The following is a 20476-nucleotide window of genomic DNA, read 5'->3' as shown; positions in this document are numbered from 1 at the left end:
GATGTTATTTAAATGATTCTGTACTATACCGTTTTTTCCCGGTAGGCATCCACCGCCTTCTTCACCGACCCATGCATCAGCAGCAGTGCTTTGGACTTGCCGTAGTCCAGGCCGAGCTCTTCTACGATCATGCGCGTGCCGCGGTCTATCAGCTTTTTGTTGCTGAGTTGCATGTTCACCATTTTGTTGCCTTTTACGCGCCCCAACTGTATCATGACAGAGGTGGTGATCATGTTCAGAATCATTTTCTGCCCAGTGCCCGACTTCATGCGTGAGCTGCCTGTCACGTATTCCGGCCCCACGATCATCTCGATGGGAACATCGGCTTCGGCGGCCATCGGAGAGCCGGGGTTGCTGGTGATGCAGCCGGTCAGGATGCCGTGTTCGCGCGCCTCATGCATGGCTCCGATCACGTAGGGGGTCGTGCCGGAGGCCGCAATGCCGATCACGGTATCTTTGTCCGTAACGTTGTGTTCCGTCAGTTCTTCCCAACCGCGGTGAATGTCGTCTTCCGCATTTTCCACAGGATTGCGCAAGGCTGTATCGCCGCCGGCAATCAGACCGATGATCAGTGTGGGGGGCATGCCGAATGTGGGGGGGATTTCCGAAGCGTCGAGCACTCCGAGGCGTCCGCTTGTGCCGGCGCCCATGTAGAAGATGCGTCCTCCCTGCTTCATGCGGGGTACAATCCGTGTCACTAACTTCTCTATCTGGGGAATCGCCTTCTGTACGGCAAGTGCCACTTTCCGGTCTTCCGTGTTGATGTCTTCTAAAATTTCACGTACCGACTTCTTTTCCAAGTCATTGTAGAGCGAAGCTTGCTCTGAGATTTTTACGAATGCCATAGATGTTGATGATTTATGCGTGATATTTGATCAGCCCTTCCATGGGGCTCTTGATTACGGTTCCGAGCCGCACGTCCAGTTGCTTTGCCACATCTTCCAAGACTTCCTTGTAGTGGAAGGCTACCGAACCTATGAAGTGTGCTTTGTTGTGCCGGTAGTCGTACTGCATGATATTGCGCCTTAGGAATGCCTCGAAGCTGCCGGCCACCACCTTATACACGCAAGGCTGATCCAGATTCTGCGCGAGGAACGGAGACAGGCTTGCCAGAAAGCGGTTTGGAAACGGCTTCCGGTAAACGCGGTCTATTATCTCGGCAGGGGTCAGATTGAATTGCGTGAGGAATTTCTCTTTCAGCTCCGCTGTCATCTGGTTTTTGAGGATATCACCCACTAACAGCTTGCCCAGGCACGCCCCGCTTCCCTCGTCTCCGAGAATGAAGCCCAACGGCGATACATTGCTCACGATTTCCCTGCCGTTGTAGTAGCAGGAATTGGAGCCTGTGCCCATGATGCAGGCTATTCCGGCGTCATGCCCGCAAAGTCCGCGCGCAGCCGCCAGCATGTCGGTGTTGACTTCCACATTGTCGCCTTTCACTTTCAGGTGCTTGGTTATGGCACGGTGCACCATGTCTATTTTGTCGGGAAATCCACATCCGGCCCCGTAGAAATAGACAGCTTCCGGTTCGTCGGTCTTTAGTTGAGGCAAGAGTGCCGCCGCTATTTCGTTACTGATTTCTTCTTCCGACTGAAAGAAAGGGTTTGTTCCTTTCGTGAATATCTGTTGGAAGACCACTCCATTTTCTACAACACACCAATCGGTCTTTGTAGATCCACTGTCTGCTATTAGAATCATGTCTTTATGGTTGTTTTCTATATTTTGATGTATATTTTCCGTTTGTATAGCTGATATCCGATGCACCAATTGATTGCTATGAATGCCAAGGCATAGGCCAGCGATCCGCCGGTTTCACCGAACAGGGGTGCGAGAAGCACGTCATACAGAATGCCGTGTATGGTGATGCTGCCCCCATCCCACGGGAAGCTGACAACACCGAAAAGTATGGCAAGCACATCGCCCGCCACATACATGAACAGTGGGTTTACACCGAACGACTCGAAGAAAACGCTCCACTTCCTGTATCCCTTCACATCGACAATCCATATAAGCAGTGCCAGGAAGCTGGAGGCCATTCCGCAAGTGACGAGCACGAAGGTAGGCGACCATATTTTCTTGCTGATGGGGCATCCGTAGCTCAGCAGGAAACCTGCGAAAGTGAGGATGGCGCCTGTGAGCAGCAGCTTGATGAGGTGTGAATCGAGCACTGCCATGCGGTCTGCCTTGGCATTGCGGTCGTCACCAAGCATCATGCGCCCCACGCAGAAGCCCAACAGCACGTGGGCAATGGATGGAATGGTACTCAGAAGCCCTTCCGGATCGATGCCGTTGTCCTTGTACATGTGTGCGGGAGTCAGCACGGCACGATCCACGACGGACAGTATATTGGTTTCGTTGTAGGCGAAGCCGTTGCCGCACATCAGCAGAATGAAATAACTTATCAGCAGGCCTGCTATCAGATAGGGGATATGCCGGTGTTTCATGGTCAGGGCAATGATGGAGGTGGCTCCGTAGCATAGTGCCAGCCGTTGCATGACGCCCAAGATGCGCATGCGGTCGAAAGTCCATACGGAAGCCCACAGGTTTTCGCCGAAACTCAGTTCGCCGGGGGCGGCGGCCCAATAGTAGCAGAGCCGTGCAAACCATCCGATGGCAAGGCCGATGAGGAAGATGATGGCCGTACGTTTCAGTATCTTGAGGGCGGCCGAACGGCTGAACTCGAAATCGTACTTCTTCAGGGAGATGTAAGTGGAGATGCCCATGATGAACATGAAGAAGGGGAAGACGAGGTCGGTAGGAGTAAGCCCTATCCATTCGGCATGTTCCAGCGGGGCGTAGATATGCCCCCAGTTTCCGGGATTGTTGACCATGATCATGCCTGCGATGGTAATGCCCCGGAGGATGTCGAGGGCAAGGATGCGTTTGCTCGTTTTTGGATTATTCATTATAATACATGTGTTAAGTTGATTATTTGCTATTCATTGCCGGCATCGGCGGGCCTCGTGCACTCGTCCACCAGATAGACGATGGAGACGTAGGGGATACCGGAGTTTGTTGTGAGTCCTATTTCGCAAGTACGGCTGTTGGAGTAGCCTGTTTTCACGCCTGACGCTTCCACCTGCGGACGGAGCTTGCGCAGGGCGTAGGCGTTCAGTTCGGGATGAGTGAAGCCGCGGTCGCCGGCAAAGCCGCAGCAGCCTACTTCTTCGGGCACGAGGACGCGGGTGGAGCAGAGGCCGGCAAGGGCGGTAATGGTATCCGCAAGCCCCATTTCACGCATGGAGCAGGTGATGTGGACGGCTACGGGACGGTCGGTGGGAGTGAATGTCAGTTTGTCGCGCATGAAGGTATAGATGAATTCTGCGGGCTCGTACAGCTTCATCTTCTTGATGTGCCGGCGCATGCGGTGCAGACAGGGACTTTGGTCGCAAAGGACGGGATACAGGCCTTGTCCGCTGGCCTCCCACAATGCTGCTTCGAGTTCTTCCGTCTTGCGGTCGGCAATGTCGGGCATGCCCTTGCTTTCCCAGATAGTGCCGCAGCAGAGCCGTTCCATGTTCTTGGGCAAGATGACCTCGTAGCCGGCCTTTTGCAGCAGCGAAAGCATCTTGCGGGCCAACGGCTGCTCTGCGGGTGACTTTCTGGCCTGCCCCATCGTCTGGTTGATGCAACTGGGGAAGTAAACGACCTTGGGAACCGTGCCGCCCCGAACGGAACGGCGGGTGCTTTCCGGGCTGTTTGCTTCCGAGTATTTGTAGGCCTTCGGCATTGCCGGTGTCCATAGAGGTGCGTGCAAGACGTTGTGCATGGTCTTGGCGAGGGCGCTCATGGCTTTTGTCCCCAGCAGGGAATGGGCGGTGTCGGCCAGGCGCAGTACGGGACGTACAGCACTCTTGATACCGGCGAAGTGGTTGGCCGCGAAGCTTCCGGCCTTATATCCGAGACTGCCTTTGGGCAGTGCCTCCTGCCGGATGAGGTGGGTGAGGTCACCGGTATTGATCCCCATCGGGCACGACATGGAGCAGAGTCCGTCTCCGGCGCAAGTCTGGTTGCCGGGGTAATCATATTGGCGTTGGAGTATGGCGAGTTGTTTCTTCATGCCGGCTTGCTTCAGCAGGGACATCTCGCGCTGTGCCACGATGCGCTGGCGCGGGGAGAGGGTGAAACCGCACGAGAGGCAGTTCACTTCGCAGAAGCCGCACTCTATGCACTTGTCGGCGGCAAGGGGCGGGCAGACGGCGACAATTCCCAGTCCATAAGGATTACTTTGCAGTTGGTATCCGATGGCGCGGTGCTCCTCGTCAACGGATATGGCGGGCAGATACTTGAAGCCCTTGATATGGCATTGGGGGTCGTCATTGAAGATGACGCCGGGGTTCAGCAGCCCTTCCGGGTCGAACAGTTCTTTCACGGCTTTCATTGCCCGGTAGGCATCGTCTCCCCATTCGTAGCGGACAAAGGGGGCCATGTTGCGGCCGGTTCCGTGCTCGGCTTTCAGGGAGCCGTCATATTTATCCACTACAAGGGTCTTGATGTCTTCCATCAGGTCTTTGTAGCGGTCCACTTCGTTCTGGTTGCTGAAGGACTGGTTGATGATGAAGTGGTAGTTGCCTTCGAGGGCATGCCCGTAGATGCAGGCGTCGTTGTAGCCGTGGCGGGCAAGGAGTTGCTGCAGGTCGGCGGTGGCTTCGGGCAGGTCTTCGATATGGAAGGCGACGTCTTCGATGAGGCAAGAGGTTCCGGGCTTGCGTGTGCCGCCCACGGAGGGGAATATGCCGGAACGGATGGCCCAGTATTCGGAGTATTCTTCCGGACGGTCGGTGAAGTGCACGGGGATGTAGGTGTCGAAACTTGCCAGACAGGTTTCGATGGCGGCGATGTTCTGTCGCAGTTCTTCGGGTGTGTGCGCCTTGGTTTCGGTCAGCACGGCGGTCAGCCCGGTCTCGTCACCCGGCTCCACGCCGGGGAGGGCGGAGGAGGCTACTTCGCCTTTGTATTTCAGGAATACAGGATCATTGACGGAGGAGAGGCTTTTGTAATCCAGCATCTCGGCGCTCTTTACGAGTTGAGAGTTGAGAGTTGAAAGTTGAGAGTTGGGAGTTGAAGAGAGTTGAGAGTTGAGAGTTGAAAGGGGAGAGTTGGCTGCGCTGTGTTGCGTGGCGCTTTCCTCGCATTCCGCATGGTTACTTTCAACTTTCAACTCTCCACTCTCCACTCTTGAAGCTTTCCACTCTTCACTCTCAACTTTCAACTTTCCACTCTCCACTCTTGAAGCTTTCAACTCTCCACTTTCAACTTTCAACTCTTTCCCCTCTCCCCTTTCCACTCTTTTCATGGCTACCACGGCGCGGCTTGCCTCCTTTATGGTCTTGAAGTAGAGCATGGCGCTTGCTTTGCAGGGGTAGTCGTATTCGGTCTTCATGGTGACGCGTGAGAGGAAGGCGAGAGTACCTTCGGAACCTACCATGAGGTGGGCGATGATGTCGAACGGATCGTCGAAGCGGACAAAGGGCAGGAGGTTGAGCCCGGTTACGTTCTTGATGGAGTATTTGTGGCGGATGCGTGCGGCCAGTTCTTCATTGCCGCGTATTTCGTCGCGCAGTTCGCAGATGCGGCGGATGAAGTCGCGGTGGGTGACTTCAAAGGAGGCGCGGCTCACAGGATTGCCCGTGTCCAGCACGGTTCCGTCTGCCAGCACGATGCGGGCGGAGAGGAGCATACGGTCGCTGTTGGCGTGTGTGCCGCAGTTCATGCCCGAAGCGTTGTTCATTACGATGCCTCCCACCATGGCGCTTTTCACACTGGCGGGGTCGGGGGCGAACTTGCGTCCGTAGGGGGCTAACAGCTCGTTGACGCGCTGCCCGATGATACCGGGTTCGAGGGTGATCTGTTCGTGGTCGGCGGAAATGGAATACTGTTCCCAATGCTTGCCGGCCACGATGAGGATGGAGTTGCTGATGGCCTGTCCGGACAGGCTGGTTCCTGCCGCGCGGAAGGTGACGGGCAGGCTGTAGCGGCCGGCCAGCTTCAATAGTCCGGCCACTTCTCCTTCTTCTGCCGCATGGATTACTATCCGGGGGATGAGGCGGTAGAATCCTGCGTCTGTACCCCATGTCAGCCGGTGGAGTTCGTCGGTGTAAATCCTTTCTTTCGGAATGAATCGCAGGGCTTCCCGCGAGAAATCTGTGTAACTGTCTTTTACCATGATAAATGTTCCTTCCTTTTTCTTGTATATATTCTTTTCTGTTCTTGCATGCCTCCTCAGGGGTATCTGTGGGGCGGTATCGGAGATCTCCTCGGTGAGATACGTATGTCAGCACCCATGAGATACGTATGTCGTCACCCATGAGATACCGTATGTCATCACCCATGAGATACGTATCTCATGACCGGTGAGATACGTGTGTCTCTGCCTCCTGTCCCGGTGTCAGAAAATCTGCCTGATCCCTATCTGTATAGATAGTGCTTCTTCGACAATCTTCTGAAGTCTTCCGCATCCTTATACCAATAGTCGCGTATATCTTCCCAGCGATTACGTTTGGAGAAGCGTTCGCGTATCTGCCGTGAGCCGCACACTTTGTCGAACATCGGGAAGCGTCCCTTGTCGGCGTGGTCAAAGACGGCACGGTCCGGATAGAGTGCCGCCGCTTCCTGCATCACCAGGAATTGCAGTTCGCTCAGGGGCGCTTTGCCAAAGTCCGTGATGTGCACCTGCACCCCTTGCAGCAGTTCTCCTTTCCCCACGCTGTAAAACGGTTTGAGGTACATCGGCCTGAAGACGACGCCCGGCACGTGCAGGCTGTTCAGCCTCCCTGCCAGCTTTTCCGCTTCCATCCACGGGGCGGCAAACATCTGGAAGGGTATGGTGTAGCCCACGCCGATGGACATGTAGCCCAGTTCGCCCAAGATGCCGCTGACGGGATAGAAAAATGCGGAGTGCGGGTGCGGGATGTGCGGGGAAGAGGGGACCCATTGCAGTCCGGTCTGTGTGTAATCCATCTTGCGTTTCCAGCCTTTCATCTTCACCACGTGCAGATTGCACTGCCGTCCTTCCTTCAGCATCCTCTCGCCATTGAGCATCAGTGCCAGTTCACCGCAAGTGAGGCCGTAAAGGTACGGAATTTTGAATTGGCTGACAAAAGAAATGCAATCATCTTCCGTCAGGTTTCCTTCAATCTTCAGTCCGCCCACGGGATTGGGGCGGTCCAGCACGATGAACTCCTTGCCGTTCTCGGCAGCCGCTTCCATGGCCAGCCCCATGGTGCTGATGTAGGTGAAGGAACGGCAGCCGATGTCCTGAATGTCATACACCAATACATCGACGTCTTTCAGCATCTGCGGTGTGGCCTTGCGTGTCTTTCCGTAAAGGGAGTGGACGGGCAGTCCGGTGGAGGCGTCTTTCATGTCCGCCACATGGTCGCCCGCATGTACGTCGCCGCGCACGCCGTGCTCCGGGCCGTAGAGGGCGACGAGGTTCACGTTCGGGGCTTCATGCAGTATGTCGATGGTGGACTTCATGCGGTTGTCCACACCGGTGGGATTGGTAATCAGCCCCACACGTTTGCCTTCCAGACACCGGAAGTTCTGTTCCTTCAGCACTTCGATGCCGGTTTTCACTTTTATCTTTTGTGCCTGCAATGCACTTCCGCAAAGGAGGCACAGGAGGCATATTGTAATAGTCTTTTTCATCGGTAATCATTGATCGTTAAACATATTGTTAGCTTAAGGGAGTTATCGTTCGCTTCGCTCGCTTAGGGAGTTATCGTTCGCTTCGCTCGCTTAGGGAGTTATCGTTCGCTTCGCTCGCTCAGGGAGTTATCGTTCGCTTTGCTCACTCAGGGAGTTATCGTTCGCTTCGCTCGCTTAGGGAGTTATCGTTCGCTTCGCTCGCTCAGGGAGTTATCGTTCGCTTTGCTCACTCAGGGAGTTATCGTTCGCTTCGCTCGCTCAGGGAGTTATCGTTCGCTTCGCTCTCTCAGGGAGTTATCGTTCGCTTCGCTCTCTCAGGGAGTTATCGTTCGCTTCGCTCGCTTAGGGAGTTATCGTTCGCTTCGCTCTCTTAGGGAGTTATCGTTCGCTTTGCTCGCTCAGGGGAGTTAAAGGGAGTTAAAGGGAGTTATCGCCTGCCAAGGCAGGCTTGGGAGTTAAAGGCCGATACTCTTGTGGATTCATTAGTCATAGGTTCTCAATCTCAGAACTATCGGCCTTTAACTCCTTAAGAGAGCGAAGCGAACGATAACTCCCTTTAACTCCTTCTAACTCCTTCCCCCTCTAACTCCTTCTCCCCATAAACTAATGACCTCATAAGAGTATCGGCCTTTAACTCCTTAAGAGAGCGAAGCGAACGATAACTCCCTTTAACTCCTTCTAACTCCTTCCCCCTCTGACTCCTTCTCCCCATAAACTAATGACCTCATAAGAGTATCGGCCTTTAACTCCCTGAGTGAGCGAAGCGAACGATAACTCCCTTTAACTCCTTCTAACTCCTTCCTTCTGACTCCTTCTTCCCATAAACTAATGACCTCATAAGAGTATCGGCCTTTAACTCCCTCTAACTCCTTCTAACTCCTTCCCCCTCTGACTCCTTCTTCCCATAAACTAATGACCTCATAAGAGTATCGGCCTTTAACTCCCAAGCCTGCCTTGGCAGGCGATAACTCCCTTTAACTCCTTCTAACTCCTTCTCCCTTTAACTCCTTCCCTCTGTTTCACTTCTTCCCATATTCCGGATCTATCTTCCGGTCAACGAAGTAGGTGACTGCCAGCGTGGCCAGACAGCAAGCCATCACCATCCAGAAGAAGTTGACGTATCCGATGGCTTCCTCGATATAGCCTGCCACGAATCCCGGCAACATCATGCTCAGTGCCATGAATGCGGTACAGATGGCGTAGTGCGATGTCTTGAACTCACCTTCCGAGAAGTACATCATGTAGAGCATGTAAGCCGTGAATCCGAATCCGTAGCCGAACTGCTCGATGGAGACGGCTATGCTTATCAGGGTGATGCTTGCAGGCTGTGCGATGGCCAGATAGACGAAGGTGAGGCAAGGCAGCGTCATGCAGGCCGCCATGAGCCACAACGAGCGCTTCAGCCCCCGGCGCGAGGCATAGACGCCGCCCGCTATGCCCCCTGTCAGCAGGGCTATGACACCGATGGTTCCATATACGATGCCCACCGTGTCCGTATCGAGCCCCAGCCCGCCGTTTGCAGTGGAATGTACTAAGAAGGGCTGGCACATCTTGATGAGGAAGCCTTCGGGCAGGCGGTAGAGCAGCATGAAAGCTATGGCCAGCAGCACGTTGGGCTTCTTGACGAAGGTGATGAACGAGTTGGCCAGTTCTGCCGCCTTTGATTCCCGCGGCGCACCTGCCTGTGCATGGTCTGCCGGCGTGCGTGCCTTGTCTGCCCCGGAGCGTGGCAGGCAGAAGGTGTGGTAGAGGGTTATCAGCCCGAACACGACGGCGGCGCAGCCCAGTGTCACTTGCCAGGAGAGGGGGATGTTTCCGGTGCTCTTCTCCAGCATGCCGGCTATGAACACCAGTATGCCTTGCACGAAGACGGAGGCCACGCGGTAGAATGTACTCCGTATGCCTATGAAGGCTGCCTGGCTGCCGGGGCTGTGCACCAGCATGTAGAAGCCGTCGGCGGCAATGTCGTGTGTGGCCGAGGCGAATGCGGTGATGATGAACAGCACCAATGTGAAGGTGAACATGCTTATCGGTGTCTGCCCGGATGCTATCGTCTCTTGTGCGGGATGGGGCAGGCTGACCGTCAGCAGCACCATGAGCAGTGCCATCATAGCCTGCATGGTGACTATCCACCAGCGCTTCGTCTTTATCACATCCACGATGGGGCTCCAGATTCCCTTCAGAAACCACGGGAAGTAGAGCAGCGTGGTGAAGAAGGACATGTCACCGTTGGGAACTCCCATCTTGGTGAACATCATCACCGAAATTGTGTTGACCACAAAGTAGGGAACCCCTTCTGCAAAGTACAGTGTGGGAACCCACCACCAGGGACTTTTCGCTCTGGCATCGTAATTTTTCTCTTTTATGCTGTCCATGATATTTGGTTTATTGTCTTGTTATTCATACAGTCTGTCGATGCTTGCGCCCACATAGTAGTGCAGCAGTATCGCATCGTACTTATAGCCCCGTTCGCCCATCACGGCGGCGCCTATCTGGCACAGCCCCACACCGTGTCCCCATCCGGCTCCGGTGAGGATGAAGCGTGCGGGCACTGTCTGCACTCCGCAGCCCTGAGGCGCATCCTTGTCTATGGGCAGGCTCCCTTCCTTGTCTGTCACAAATGCCGAGCTGTACAGGTGAGAGGCGGAAAGTATGCGGCGTATTTCCAGTTCCTTTCCGATGACGAGTGTCTTCTTTGTGCCCACGATCTTCAGTTTCCATAGTCGCCCGCTGGTTCCCCTGGCCATGGGTACGAGGTCGATGATTTGTCCGTAGTCGATGCCTGAGCGCTTCAGGATGAGGGCCGAAAGCTCCTCTTGGGTGTATTCCACTCTCCACCGGTAGAAGTCCGTTGTCTCCCGGTCGTAGTTATTGAGTACCTGCGCGAGAATTTGCTTGTCGGCAGTGTTGCAGAAGGCTTGGGGAGAGGTGCGTATCCAGCGTGCGGCCTCGGCTTCTTGCGTGAGGTCGGGCAGGTCGTTGCAGGGGCTCGCGGCTTCGGCTGCGGAGCCGGCGGCTTGGGAATGGGGGAGGCGGAAGTCACGTTGCTTCAGCAGGTAAGGATGCTTCACGTCTTCCCAGCAGTATTGGAACTCTTCGAAGGCGCCGCCGCAGCATTTGGAGAAGCGGGCGTCACAAATCTTCCCGCCATACGTCAGCACTTGTCCGCGGGTGGCGGCGATGGCTTGCTTCACGATTTCGGTGGATGCGCGCGTGATGCCCTGGTAGCGTTGGCAGTGGTCGTCGGCACAGACATCGAAACGGGTATGGTCTTCGCGGTCGTACCAGCGGATAAACTCCTCTCCGCTTTGGGAAGGGGTGGGGCATGCTGTTTGGGCATGGGCCGTTTCCTTGTCTTTCTGTATTTGTGCCAGCAGCCAGCTCCGTGAGATTACGGCGTGCGCCTTCAGCAATTCCAAGGAGGCGGTGGCGCTCATCTCGGAGGAGATTACGCTGGTAAGGTAGTCTTCTACGCGGATGACGTTGACGGCGGTCAGTTTCCCGTCTTCGGCAATGAACTTCAGGGAGCCCCGGAAGCGTTGGTTTTCTTGGCGCTCCCAGTGGAAGTTGATGCCTATGGTGACATTCCGCAGTTCAAAGCAGCCGGTACTTTCATCGGCGGGGCTGAATTCCAGTTCATCGAACTCGCGGTTGTTCCAGAGCACCTTGCCGTTGCCTGAAGTCACCGCCTGCACCTCTTCTGGGAGGATGGGGGTGGAGGAAGCGTCCTCGCGGCAGTGCTTATGCAGCCGATAGGGGGTGGGAAACGAGAATTCTATCCGTGTGCCGGACATGATGCCTACCCGTACTTCGGGCTCTTCCGCCCGGCGGTTCTCCATGCCGCCGCCTTTTGCCGTATTGTCCTTTGCTCTGCTGTCTTGCGGGGAGGTGGCAAGGGTTTGTATCTGTTGGCGGATGCGTTGCCTCAATTGTGCAGATTCTGCGGCGGAAAGGCATACTTCGCCTAAGATTCCCGCAATGTCTTCCGCCGTTATCTTGACGAAGTCTTTCTCTACGGGCAGTATGAACACACCGCCCAGGTCGACGGATGCCGGACTGCTCAGCAGGTTGGCGTCGCCCTCTGCCGCATAGCAGGCGGGGCGGTGCTTGGCGCGCGCAAAGACGAAGACCGTCCATTGTCCGGCTTCATGCGCGGCCAGCAGGTTCATCATAGGTTCTTCTTGGCCGGGCATCATGGGGAGTGCACGGCAAATGATGCCGAACAGTTCTTCGGCCGCGTCTTTGCTGGGCGACTGAATGACGAGGGTGTTGCGGGGAGCGTCGTCCAGATGCCAAAGCACGGCATTCTTGTAGCAGGCAATCTTGTCCGCCACTTGCCCCCTCCAGTCCTTCTCGATGGGCATGAATCCTCTGCTGCCTGCCTGAAAATGGGCATGGTCGGGCGCGGAGGCGCCGCACCGGGGGCCGTTGTAGAAAACGGTGTAGTCAGGCAAGGCCTGCGCCAGATCCAGCATGTGCCCGAAACGTGCGGCGATGCGTTGGGGCACGTGCGCCGTTTCGGGTATCGTCAGATGGCGTGGAAAGATGGGGAACGGGTTTACCAATATCTGGTAATGTCCCCCGAAAGGTATGCCTTGCTGCATGGGGGGGAGGTTCTCCGGGCACAGGAAGCATTTCCGCTGCTTGATGGACCGGGCATCTACCTTGGCTCCGGAAGACACGATGCGGGCGGGGTTGAACTGTACTTTATAGGGAATGCCGCAGACGTTCAGTTCCTTTGTCCGTACTCCCGAAAGTGCGGCGTAGTTGTCTTGCGCCATCTTCCACGAGGATAGTTGCTCTGTAAAGAATTCTTGTATTGTTGGGCTCATAGCTTTGTTTCTTGTAACTAATTGATGTCTAATGCTTTGCCTTGCACCGGAAGGGGCTTTTGCTGCATCTGTATATCCGGCTTGCTGCATATATAGATGCAGCCGCTTCGGTATATAGATGCGGCGGGCTTCATCTATATGTGGAGTTCGGCTTTGCCGGCGTGTCCGGATTTTTTTGGAAATCTGCCCCGTCTCTGTCCGGTCATCTCTGCCTGTTCAATGCGATACGGGCTTTCAGTTCCCAGGTGCGGATGCGGTCTTTATAGAGATTGTGCGCGTTCATCTTCACGATGTCCAGCGAGGCGTCCGAGTTGTCGTCCCAGCGGCGGCAGAGGTAAACCACGTCGTAAACCCGCCCTATCTGATACCGGCGCGAGAAGTTCAGCCCTAATGCATAGTCTTCGCCATAACTGGTGTTGGGCACTTTCACCTGGCGCAGCACCGGAGTGTAGAAGGCGCGGGGAGCGCCCAGACCGTTGATGCGCAGCGCATTGTTGCGCCCGTTGTGGAGTGTCCATTCTTTGTGGTCGATGATGCCCGGAGCAATCATGTTCATGTCGAAGTCCGTCATCATGTAAGTGCCCACCACCATTGCGCAGTTCTGTCGGTAGAAGGCGCTGACCATGACGGCCAGTGTGTTTTCGTCCTTATATACATCGTCGCTGTCCAGTTGCACGGCAAACTTTCCGCATTGCGGGTGGTGTACGCCCAGATTCCAGCAGCCGCCTATTCCTAAGTCGTTGCGCCGGGGGATGAGGTGGATGAGGCGTTCGTCATCCTTGAATTCGTCTATCGCTTCGGTTGTGCCGTCCGTAGAATGGTTGTCGATGACGATAAGGTTGTATTTGAAGTCTGTCCTCTGGCTTAGCGCGGAGCGTATGGCGTCGCGGATGGTGCGTATGCGGTTTCGCACCGGGATGATGACAGAAGCTTCGTATTCGAAGTTGCCTGCGGAGAATTCGATCCGTTTGAACTCCGGTTCCAGATATCCGCCGATCTCTTTCAGGTGTTCGGTGCAGGCTTCCTCCATTTCAATCTGGCGTTCACGGTTCTTGGGGTCCACGTAGTCGAAGATTTTCTCGCCACTCTTGCGTGTGTCGTTTTCCACTTCGCTGTACAGGTATTCGTTGATGTGCACCAGGTCGGCTTTTTGGCTCAACTTCAGGCGGAGTTCATAGAGCCCCGCAAAGTTATATTCCGACTTTATGCGTCCGGCTGCCTCCTTCAGCTTCGCGGTGTCGAACAGCAGTACGGAGCCGAAGTTGAAGTCATCTCTCAAAGAGCCCTGCTGATAGTCGATGACCGGAGCACCCGTCTGCCTGCCGCCGGCAGTCTGGTAGTGGTCGGCATATACCATGCCGGCGTCCGAGTCCTCCAGGATGCGCATCATGCGGTCCAGGGCAAACATGCCCATCTCAAGCGTTGTCTCCTTGGTGTAGAGCAGAGTGTAGTCGGCCGTGGCCGAATGGGCCATCATCTGCATCGTTATGCTGCTGAAGGGATATTCCACTCTTATGATTTTGCAGCAGGGCAACTCTTCGGGGGCGGTGTCTGTGGCTATCAGGAAGATTTCCTCCACGAGTCCCGTGGCTTGTAGTCCTGCGATGGTTTTCTCTACTTGTTCTTTTCCCGCATAAGGCAGGAAGCAACTGATCTTCTTCATTGTGTATTACGTTTTTTTTTAAGTATATTAATTCATTGATTTGCCCTCAGCAGCCCCACCTCTCCGCTTGTGGCCGTGAACAGGATCTCCTGCCTGTTCAGTGGAACTACGGTGCTGATAAGTGAGTTGCCTGTCTTGTGTTTCCACAGAACCTTGCCTGTCTTGCCTTCCAGTGCGAAGATAAGGCCTTCTTTGGTACTGCCAAACATTACGCCGCCTTTTTCCACCTGCATGGACGGGGCGTGCTCATAGCCGAAGCCTACATCCGATGCCCACAGTTCCTGCGGAGTGTTTTCCATGGCAGAGTAGCAGACGATGCTGTCGTTCATTGTCTTGCTGTAAACACGTTCACCGTCTTCGGACAGTCCGATTGTTTCGCGTACTGCAGACCGGAAGGTGCGCCACACCGTATCGCCTGTCTTGATGTCGATGGCGGTCATGGCGCGCTGCGGATCTGTGATAAACACTTTTCCGTTTGCAGCTACCGGCCATACGGCGGCAGGCGAGAAGTGCATGCGGGTCAGACCTCCGGTCCACCTCCACAATTCTTTGCCGTCCGTCTTGTTCAGGGCATAGAGTGTATTGTCCCATGCGCCGAAGATAACCTTGTCTTCGGTTACCAAAGGCTTGGTTTCGATATAGCCTCTTATGCCTGCGCAGGCCCAGATAACTTTGCCTGTATGTATGTTTATGGCACGGAAAACGTGGTCGCTTGCACCGATATAGGCAATGCCGTCCACGATGGTGGTTGCTCCGAGCACCGGCTCTGCGGCCTCCACCTTCCATAGCAGGTTTCCGTTCCTGGCGTCCAGCCCGTAGATATTGCGGTCGGCGGAGCCGAATACCACAATGCCTTGGCTTGCGGCGGGAGTTCCTACGATACGTCTGCCCGTCCCGAAGCTCCATTGCTGCTTGCCGCTTTTCAGTGCATAGGCCGTCAGCCGCCCCATGTCATCGCCTACAAACACTTTGTCTCCGTACACGGCCGGTGAGCAGTAAATGCCCGCACCGGTCTGTACGATCCATTGTTCCTTTACTTCCGGAAATTCGTTGTTTACCGAGAAGTCCGGATACTTTTCCGCCCTTCCGCCGTGGTCGTAGTAAGGTTTGGTCAGAGAGAAGGCAGCCCATTGTTCTCCGGGCTCTCCGATGCGCCGGGCATATACCCGGATGGAGTCGTCTGCCACTTCGTAGATGCCATAGCCGGGCTTTCCTTCTTTGTCGCGCAGATTGCTGCGCATCAGGATGCCCGGAATACCGTCGTAGCACAAGTTACGGTTGCTGTGATAGTGTCCGCCGATAAACAGGCGCACGTTGTAGGGGCGTACAGCATCTGTCACTTCATACCAGTTATCCACATCTCCTTCTGTCAGCGGGTAGTGGGTAACGAGTATCACCGGCTTGTCCTTTCCGGCCTTTTCCATTTTTTCCGTCATCCAGCGTATGTCTTGCGGCACTACGTGCCCGTAAGCCATGCGCATCAACGGCCCGGAGTTGAATCCGAGGAACAGAATGCCTTTGTGCTCGAATTCAAAACGCTCGCTGCCGAATATCTCGCCGAAAGCGGTGCAGCCCGAATCGCTCCACTTGGTTTCATGGTTTCCAAGCACGGTGTAATAGGGCACTTTCAGCAGGTCGAGGCACGATTTCACTTTCTTCATGGTGGCGCGGTCTCCTTCTTCGGTAAGATCTCCCGTGACCAGGACAAAATCTATGCTGTCGGTGGCGTTGATCTGTGCCACGGAACGCAACAAATCCTCCGTAGGATTCGGATTGTAGGGGCTGAGGTGGAGATCCGTCAGTTGTGCAAAACGGAACACCTGTGGATGATTATCTCTGTTCTCGTTGAAAAAGTTCAATACAGCGCCCATCAATGCTTCTCTCTCGGATTCGCTGCGTACGGATTCAAAGGGGAATCCCAATACGCATGTCTTGTATGCGCCGCTGTAAGCTACACCGGCACTGAGGTTGTTTTCAGAATAGCGCATTATGGTATAGGCTTCCTTGTCCGACGGTTCAATGGCATCCGGAGACTCTACTGCATAAGAGTCCGGATTCAGCTCATTGTGGTATGAATAGTCTCCGGCAAGGGCGGTGAACGGAGAAGCCACGCACTTCACCTTGCCCGTTGTGGCGGCTTGTCCCGCACGCCATTTGTACTTCAGCACTCCGGTCGCAAATTCCTTGTCTGCCTCTTCTGCATCCGCAAGGCGGTTGTCCCACAGGTCAGTACCGACATAGGCTCCGGACACAAAGATATTGCCGCCCCGGTTGCAATAAGCGGTGACAGCTTTCTGCATCGGTTTGCTGAATGTCTTGAATTCCAACGGCACTGCACCGCCCCTGCCCATTTTGGTCTGGCATTCCTTGCCCAAGATGAGATCGGTGTATTTATAGTCATTCAGGGAGACCTGCCCGTCTTCCACAGCCTCGTCGCTGCCGGAAACAAACGAATAGCCGGCTTTCAGGATAGCTGCGCCATGTATGGCAGGATAGTCGAACGTATTGCCCGCGATTATCCGGTTTTCATAATTTCCATAACTGTCACCGAAACCGGAAGCGTCATCGTCCATCCAGGGAACGGAACGGCGGAATTCTTTCATTTTGCCGATGTAACTGATGTCCTTGACGTAGGGCACTCCATGATCCACGTCATCAAGGAATCCGGCAAGCAAAGTGTCGGCAGGTGCGGGAGCCACAAAATCGGCGGGTGCGCTGATGCGGTCGAATCCGTTAATCACCAGCACTGTGCCTTTGGCATTGACGGCACGCCCGGCCGACAGTATTTCGGAAGGGAAGCTCTCGCCGCCTTTATTTACCGCGGTGACTTTGTAGCTGCACACCATTCCCGAAGGAAGGGCGGTGCGGTAGCTGTTCTTATCCACCAATATGCCATTGTCAAAGTCGCCGTCACCGATACGGGTGTAAACAATGTATTTCTCTGCCGTCGCGGTAGGTTCCAGAGGATCGGGCACGGGTTGCCAGGTTAGTTCGACTTCATCTTCACCGATCATGCGCAGTGACATGTGATCTACCGGCAGTGGTTGTACGGCATAATCCATGTTGTGCTGTGAGCAGAGAAATTGCAGCATTCCCTTATAAATGGCACGGCTCACGGTGAAGCGGAAACGCGGATCCAGCCCGTAGCGCATATCCGCAAAATTCTGATGGGAAAGCAATTCCAGCAACATGGTGGGTACGCGCGGCACGCGGGCTTCGTAATAAGACTGGTTCCACATACCGCGGCGGGTCCAGCGGGGCTCGTAAAGACTGCGGATGTCCCGTACGATGTTGGACTGTATCAGGTCGGTCAAATCATGTGACAGGTATCGTGACGCTCCGTTGGCGAACATTTCATTATAAGCGTTGGTGCAGTAGATGCCGAGTGTTCCGATGATAGAATCATTCAGGGTAGTGCCGGCATCGGAATGGAATGCAAAGGCCATATCCACAGGTATGTTCAAACCTTTGTCGGCAGGATTGGCGGCAGAGCCACCGGCAAGGTAGTTCACCCAGAGTCCCCGGCATTTGTAGTCATCGGTATAATCATTCTTGCCCCGGCTTTCGGAATATATGCTGTCGGGTATGCCTGCCCATTGCAGCCAGTAACGGGCCGCTTCACAGAAGCGGGGGTAAGCGCTGGTTTCATACGGATAGTCTGTCTTGGTTCCGGCATCAGATATGCGGCGGGCTATATTCCCCATGCCTCCGCCTATCTTTACTGCATCTGCCGTTACGGTTTGCCCTGCTTTGGCCGAACGATTGCTCAGGGTCACTTTGTGCCCGTTGCCTTTTCCGGCGTCAAAACCGAATGTGCCGAGGTAAATCCACGTACCTCCGCCCATTTGCTGGTTTACCTTAAACTGAGTGACACCGCCTTTATGATATACCGTGTAAAGTGCATCGTCTGTACTGTTCGGAAGGGTCTGGTAAGATACGTATATGGCATACCGGCCGGCGGCCGGAATTTCCGGAATCCACTCTGCCGTACTTTCTTTTCCTTTCCTGATTGTCTCGATGCTACGGTATGTACCTTCTTTAAATGGATTTTCAAAGTTGATGTATTGGCTCCGTAGCTGGGCAAAACCTTTTCCGTTTCCTTGTGTCCATCTTTTGCCGGCCGCATTCTCAGTATAAATGGAACGGCTGTCCGGGCTGCCGTCGTTGTCGATGATTATTTCTGCTGTCTGGCAGTCACGCTCGCGGGGAAGCAGCACATTGGCGCCTGCGTTTTCCAGCATCGGCACGAGGAAAGGGAGTACATAGCTTTGGGTGTATAAATCTTCTACTGTCTGGAAGATCCGTGCGCGCTGCCATTCCCAGCGGGCAAGTTTGGGCTCGTAATAATAGCCGTGGCTCTGCCACAAAGCGATGTGGCGGTTATGCAGCCCGTTTGTGGGAATATAAGGCGTGGAAATATCCGTTACCAAAGGCTTTGTTGCGGCGTGCCTGAAAGTTTTCGTTTTCTTGTCTTTCTTCTTGCGAAGGGCTTGCGGAATCAACTCCTCGATGCTGCGTTTGTTTGTGCGTATTTGCAGTTTGTATTTGGCAAATTCGGCGGGCAGCAAGGAACTTACACCCCTGTAAATTTGGGCGACGTTGTCTTCCCGGAAAGGAATATAGGCGCAATTCATGTTGGCGAATAGCTGCAAAGTGTTGCCTTCTATGGCTACTGAGTCAATGTCTATGCGCCCTACGGAAATTTCTTTTCTTGCAGTGGCATCCAGAAATCTTCCGATCTCCCGGCGGATCTCCGTCGGAAGTTCCCCGGCGCCTCCCGTTTGGGGGAGAAGGGAGGCGCCGAGCAAACTGATAAAGAAAAGAGGTCTTACATTCATGATGATGCATTAAGTTAATGATTCTTTTTATCTTTTGTGATCAGCAGGCAGAGTCCGATGAATGTGAACAGTGCATTGAATATCAACAGTTCGTAGCTGAACTGATATCCTCCGAACCAAGCTTCCGAATTCTTCTGGAGGATGAAGCAGAGGATAGGAGAGGCGATGGCTGCCAATGGTATATATTTGTCACGCACTTGCCGTTTCATGAAAATGCCGAATGCGAACAGGCCGAGTATCGGGCCGTAAGTATAACTTGCTAAAATATAAACAGCGTCGATGACGCTTGTATTGTTGAGGAGATTGAAAACAAAGATGGTAATGCCCATGATTACAGCCATGCCTGCATGTACCCTCTTGCGCGTTTTTACAACTTCTTCTTCTGTTTTTCCTTTTGCTCCAAGAATATCGACGGTGAATGAGGTGGTCAGTGCAGTCAGTGCGGAGCCGGCGGCGGAATAAGCGGAGGAAATCAAGCCAACGATGAATAATATTCCTACAATGGCAGGAAAATAACCGCCTGTGGCTATCAGCGGGAAAAGCTCGTCTCCTTTGGTGACTTCAATCTGGCGGTTTGCCGCGAAGATATAAAGCAATACTCCTAACATGAGGAATAACAGTATCACGAAGAATTGTGAGATAACACTGGTAATCATGTTCTTCTGTGAATCCTTGAAATTTCTGCAACTCAGGTTACGTTGCATCATGTCTTGGTCCAGTCCTGTCATGGCAATCATGGTAAAAGCGCCTGCCAGGAATTGTTTGAGGAAATATTGTTTGCTGTTTATGTCATCAAAGAAGAATACGCGTGACATCTCGCTGTCGGCAATGGTGCTTACCATGCTTGTGAACGACAGATGGAGGTCGGATGCGATGTAGCCAATGCAGAGTATGACGGATACTACCAGACAGAATGTTTTCAGGGAGTCTGTCCATATCAGGGATTTGACACCGCCACGGAAAGTATAGAGCCAGACCAAGGCCATCGTGACGGCGACATTCAGGATGAAGGGGAGCCCGAAAGGCTCAAAAACCAGCAATTGCAGCGTCAGGCATACGAGGAACAGACGCACGGCCGCACCCAGCATTTTGGAGATGAAGAAGAACCATGCTCCCGTACGGTAAGAAGCCATTCCGAAGCGGTTTTCCAGATATTCGTAAATCGATACTAACTTCATGCGGTAGAATAAGGGAACCAGTACGAAAGCAATGATAATTTGTCCGGCAATGAATCCCAACACCATCTGCAGATAGCCGAAACCACTGACGGATACCATGCCCGGTACGGATACATAGGTCACTCCCGAAATGGCGGAACCGATCATGGCAAAGGCTACGACATACCAGGAAGATTTACGGTTGCCTACGAAGAATCCTTCATTGTCCGCTTTTCGGCCTGCAATGTAGGATATGATGAATAATACCGCAAAATAGGCGGTAATGGTGATTATGACTGAGAATGGACTCATCGTTTAACGGTTAATGTTTTAATA

At 54.0% G+C, this 20476-nt stretch carries 10 protein-coding genes; all 10 read right to left on the bottom strand.

Translation table 11 applies throughout. The annotated features are described in order from the left end of the window. Positions 1-23: 23 nt before the first annotated feature. The 10 genes from murQ to BACHE_RS02040 all read right to left on the bottom strand — a co-directional run bounded on the left by murQ (position 24) and on the right by BACHE_RS02040 (position 20452). A complete protein-coding gene (gene murQ / locus BACHE_RS02085) occupies positions 24-845 on the bottom strand; it encodes an N-acetylmuramic acid 6-phosphate etherase (RefSeq protein ID WP_013546046.1) in 822 nt (273 codons plus the stop codon). A gap of 13 nt (positions 846-858) precedes the next feature. Next, on the bottom strand, positions 859-1698 hold the full coding sequence (locus tag BACHE_RS02080; protein ID WP_013546045.1) for an ATPase: 840 nt from the start codon (positions 1696-1698) through the stop codon (positions 859-861). A 17-nt stretch (positions 1699-1715) separates the two neighbouring features. Beyond that, positions 1716-2906, bottom strand: coding sequence for an acyltransferase family protein (locus BACHE_RS02075; protein WP_013546044.1), 1191 nt, complete (start codon positions 2904-2906; stop codon positions 1716-1718). Positions 2907-2935: 29 nt separating this feature from the next. After that, positions 2936-6166 carry an FAD-binding and (Fe-S)-binding domain-containing protein gene (locus BACHE_RS17705; protein ID WP_013546043.1) on the bottom strand — a complete coding sequence of 1077 codons (3231 nt, stop codon included), beginning with the start codon at positions 6164-6166 and terminating at the stop codon, positions 2936-2938. A gap of 242 nt (positions 6167-6408) precedes the next feature. Beyond that, the gene (locus tag BACHE_RS02065) at positions 6409-7650 is read right to left on the bottom strand and encodes an exo-beta-N-acetylmuramidase NamZ family protein (protein ID WP_013546042.1); all 1242 of its coding nucleotides are present in this window, start codon (positions 7648-7650) and stop codon (positions 6409-6411) included. Between the two features lie 1019 nt (positions 7651-8669). Then, entirely contained in the window at positions 8670-10025 is a 1356-nt protein-coding gene (locus BACHE_RS02060; protein WP_013546041.1) for an MFS transporter, read from the bottom strand. Between the two features lie 21 nt (positions 10026-10046). Beyond that, positions 10047-12482 carry a DUF4922 domain-containing protein gene (locus BACHE_RS16805; RefSeq protein ID WP_013546040.1) on the bottom strand — a complete coding sequence of 812 codons (2436 nt, stop codon included), beginning with the start codon at positions 12480-12482 and terminating at the stop codon, positions 10047-10049. A 202-nt stretch (positions 12483-12684) separates the two neighbouring features. Next, positions 12685-14145 (bottom strand): glycosyltransferase family 2 protein, encoded by a 1461-nt coding sequence (locus BACHE_RS02050; protein WP_013546039.1) that lies wholly within the window; start codon positions 14143-14145, stop codon positions 12685-12687. Between the two features lie 32 nt (positions 14146-14177). Beyond that, positions 14178-18983 (bottom strand): outer membrane protein assembly factor BamB family protein, encoded by a 4806-nt coding sequence (locus tag BACHE_RS17700; RefSeq protein ID WP_013546038.1) that lies wholly within the window; start codon positions 18981-18983, stop codon positions 14178-14180. A gap of 14 nt (positions 18984-18997) precedes the next feature. Next, positions 18998-20452 carry a sodium:solute symporter gene (locus BACHE_RS02040; RefSeq protein ID WP_013546037.1) on the bottom strand — a complete coding sequence of 485 codons (1455 nt, stop codon included), beginning with the start codon at positions 20450-20452 and terminating at the stop codon, positions 18998-19000. Between the last annotated feature and the right edge of the window lie 24 nt (positions 20453-20476).

It is taken from the genome of Bacteroides helcogenes P 36-108 (assembly GCF_000186225.1).
GTDB lineage: Bacteria > Bacteroidota > Bacteroidia > Bacteroidales > Bacteroidaceae > Bacteroides > Bacteroides helcogenes.
The sequence above is the reverse complement of the archived record's forward strand: the minus strand, read 5'-3'. Positions and strand labels throughout refer to the sequence as shown.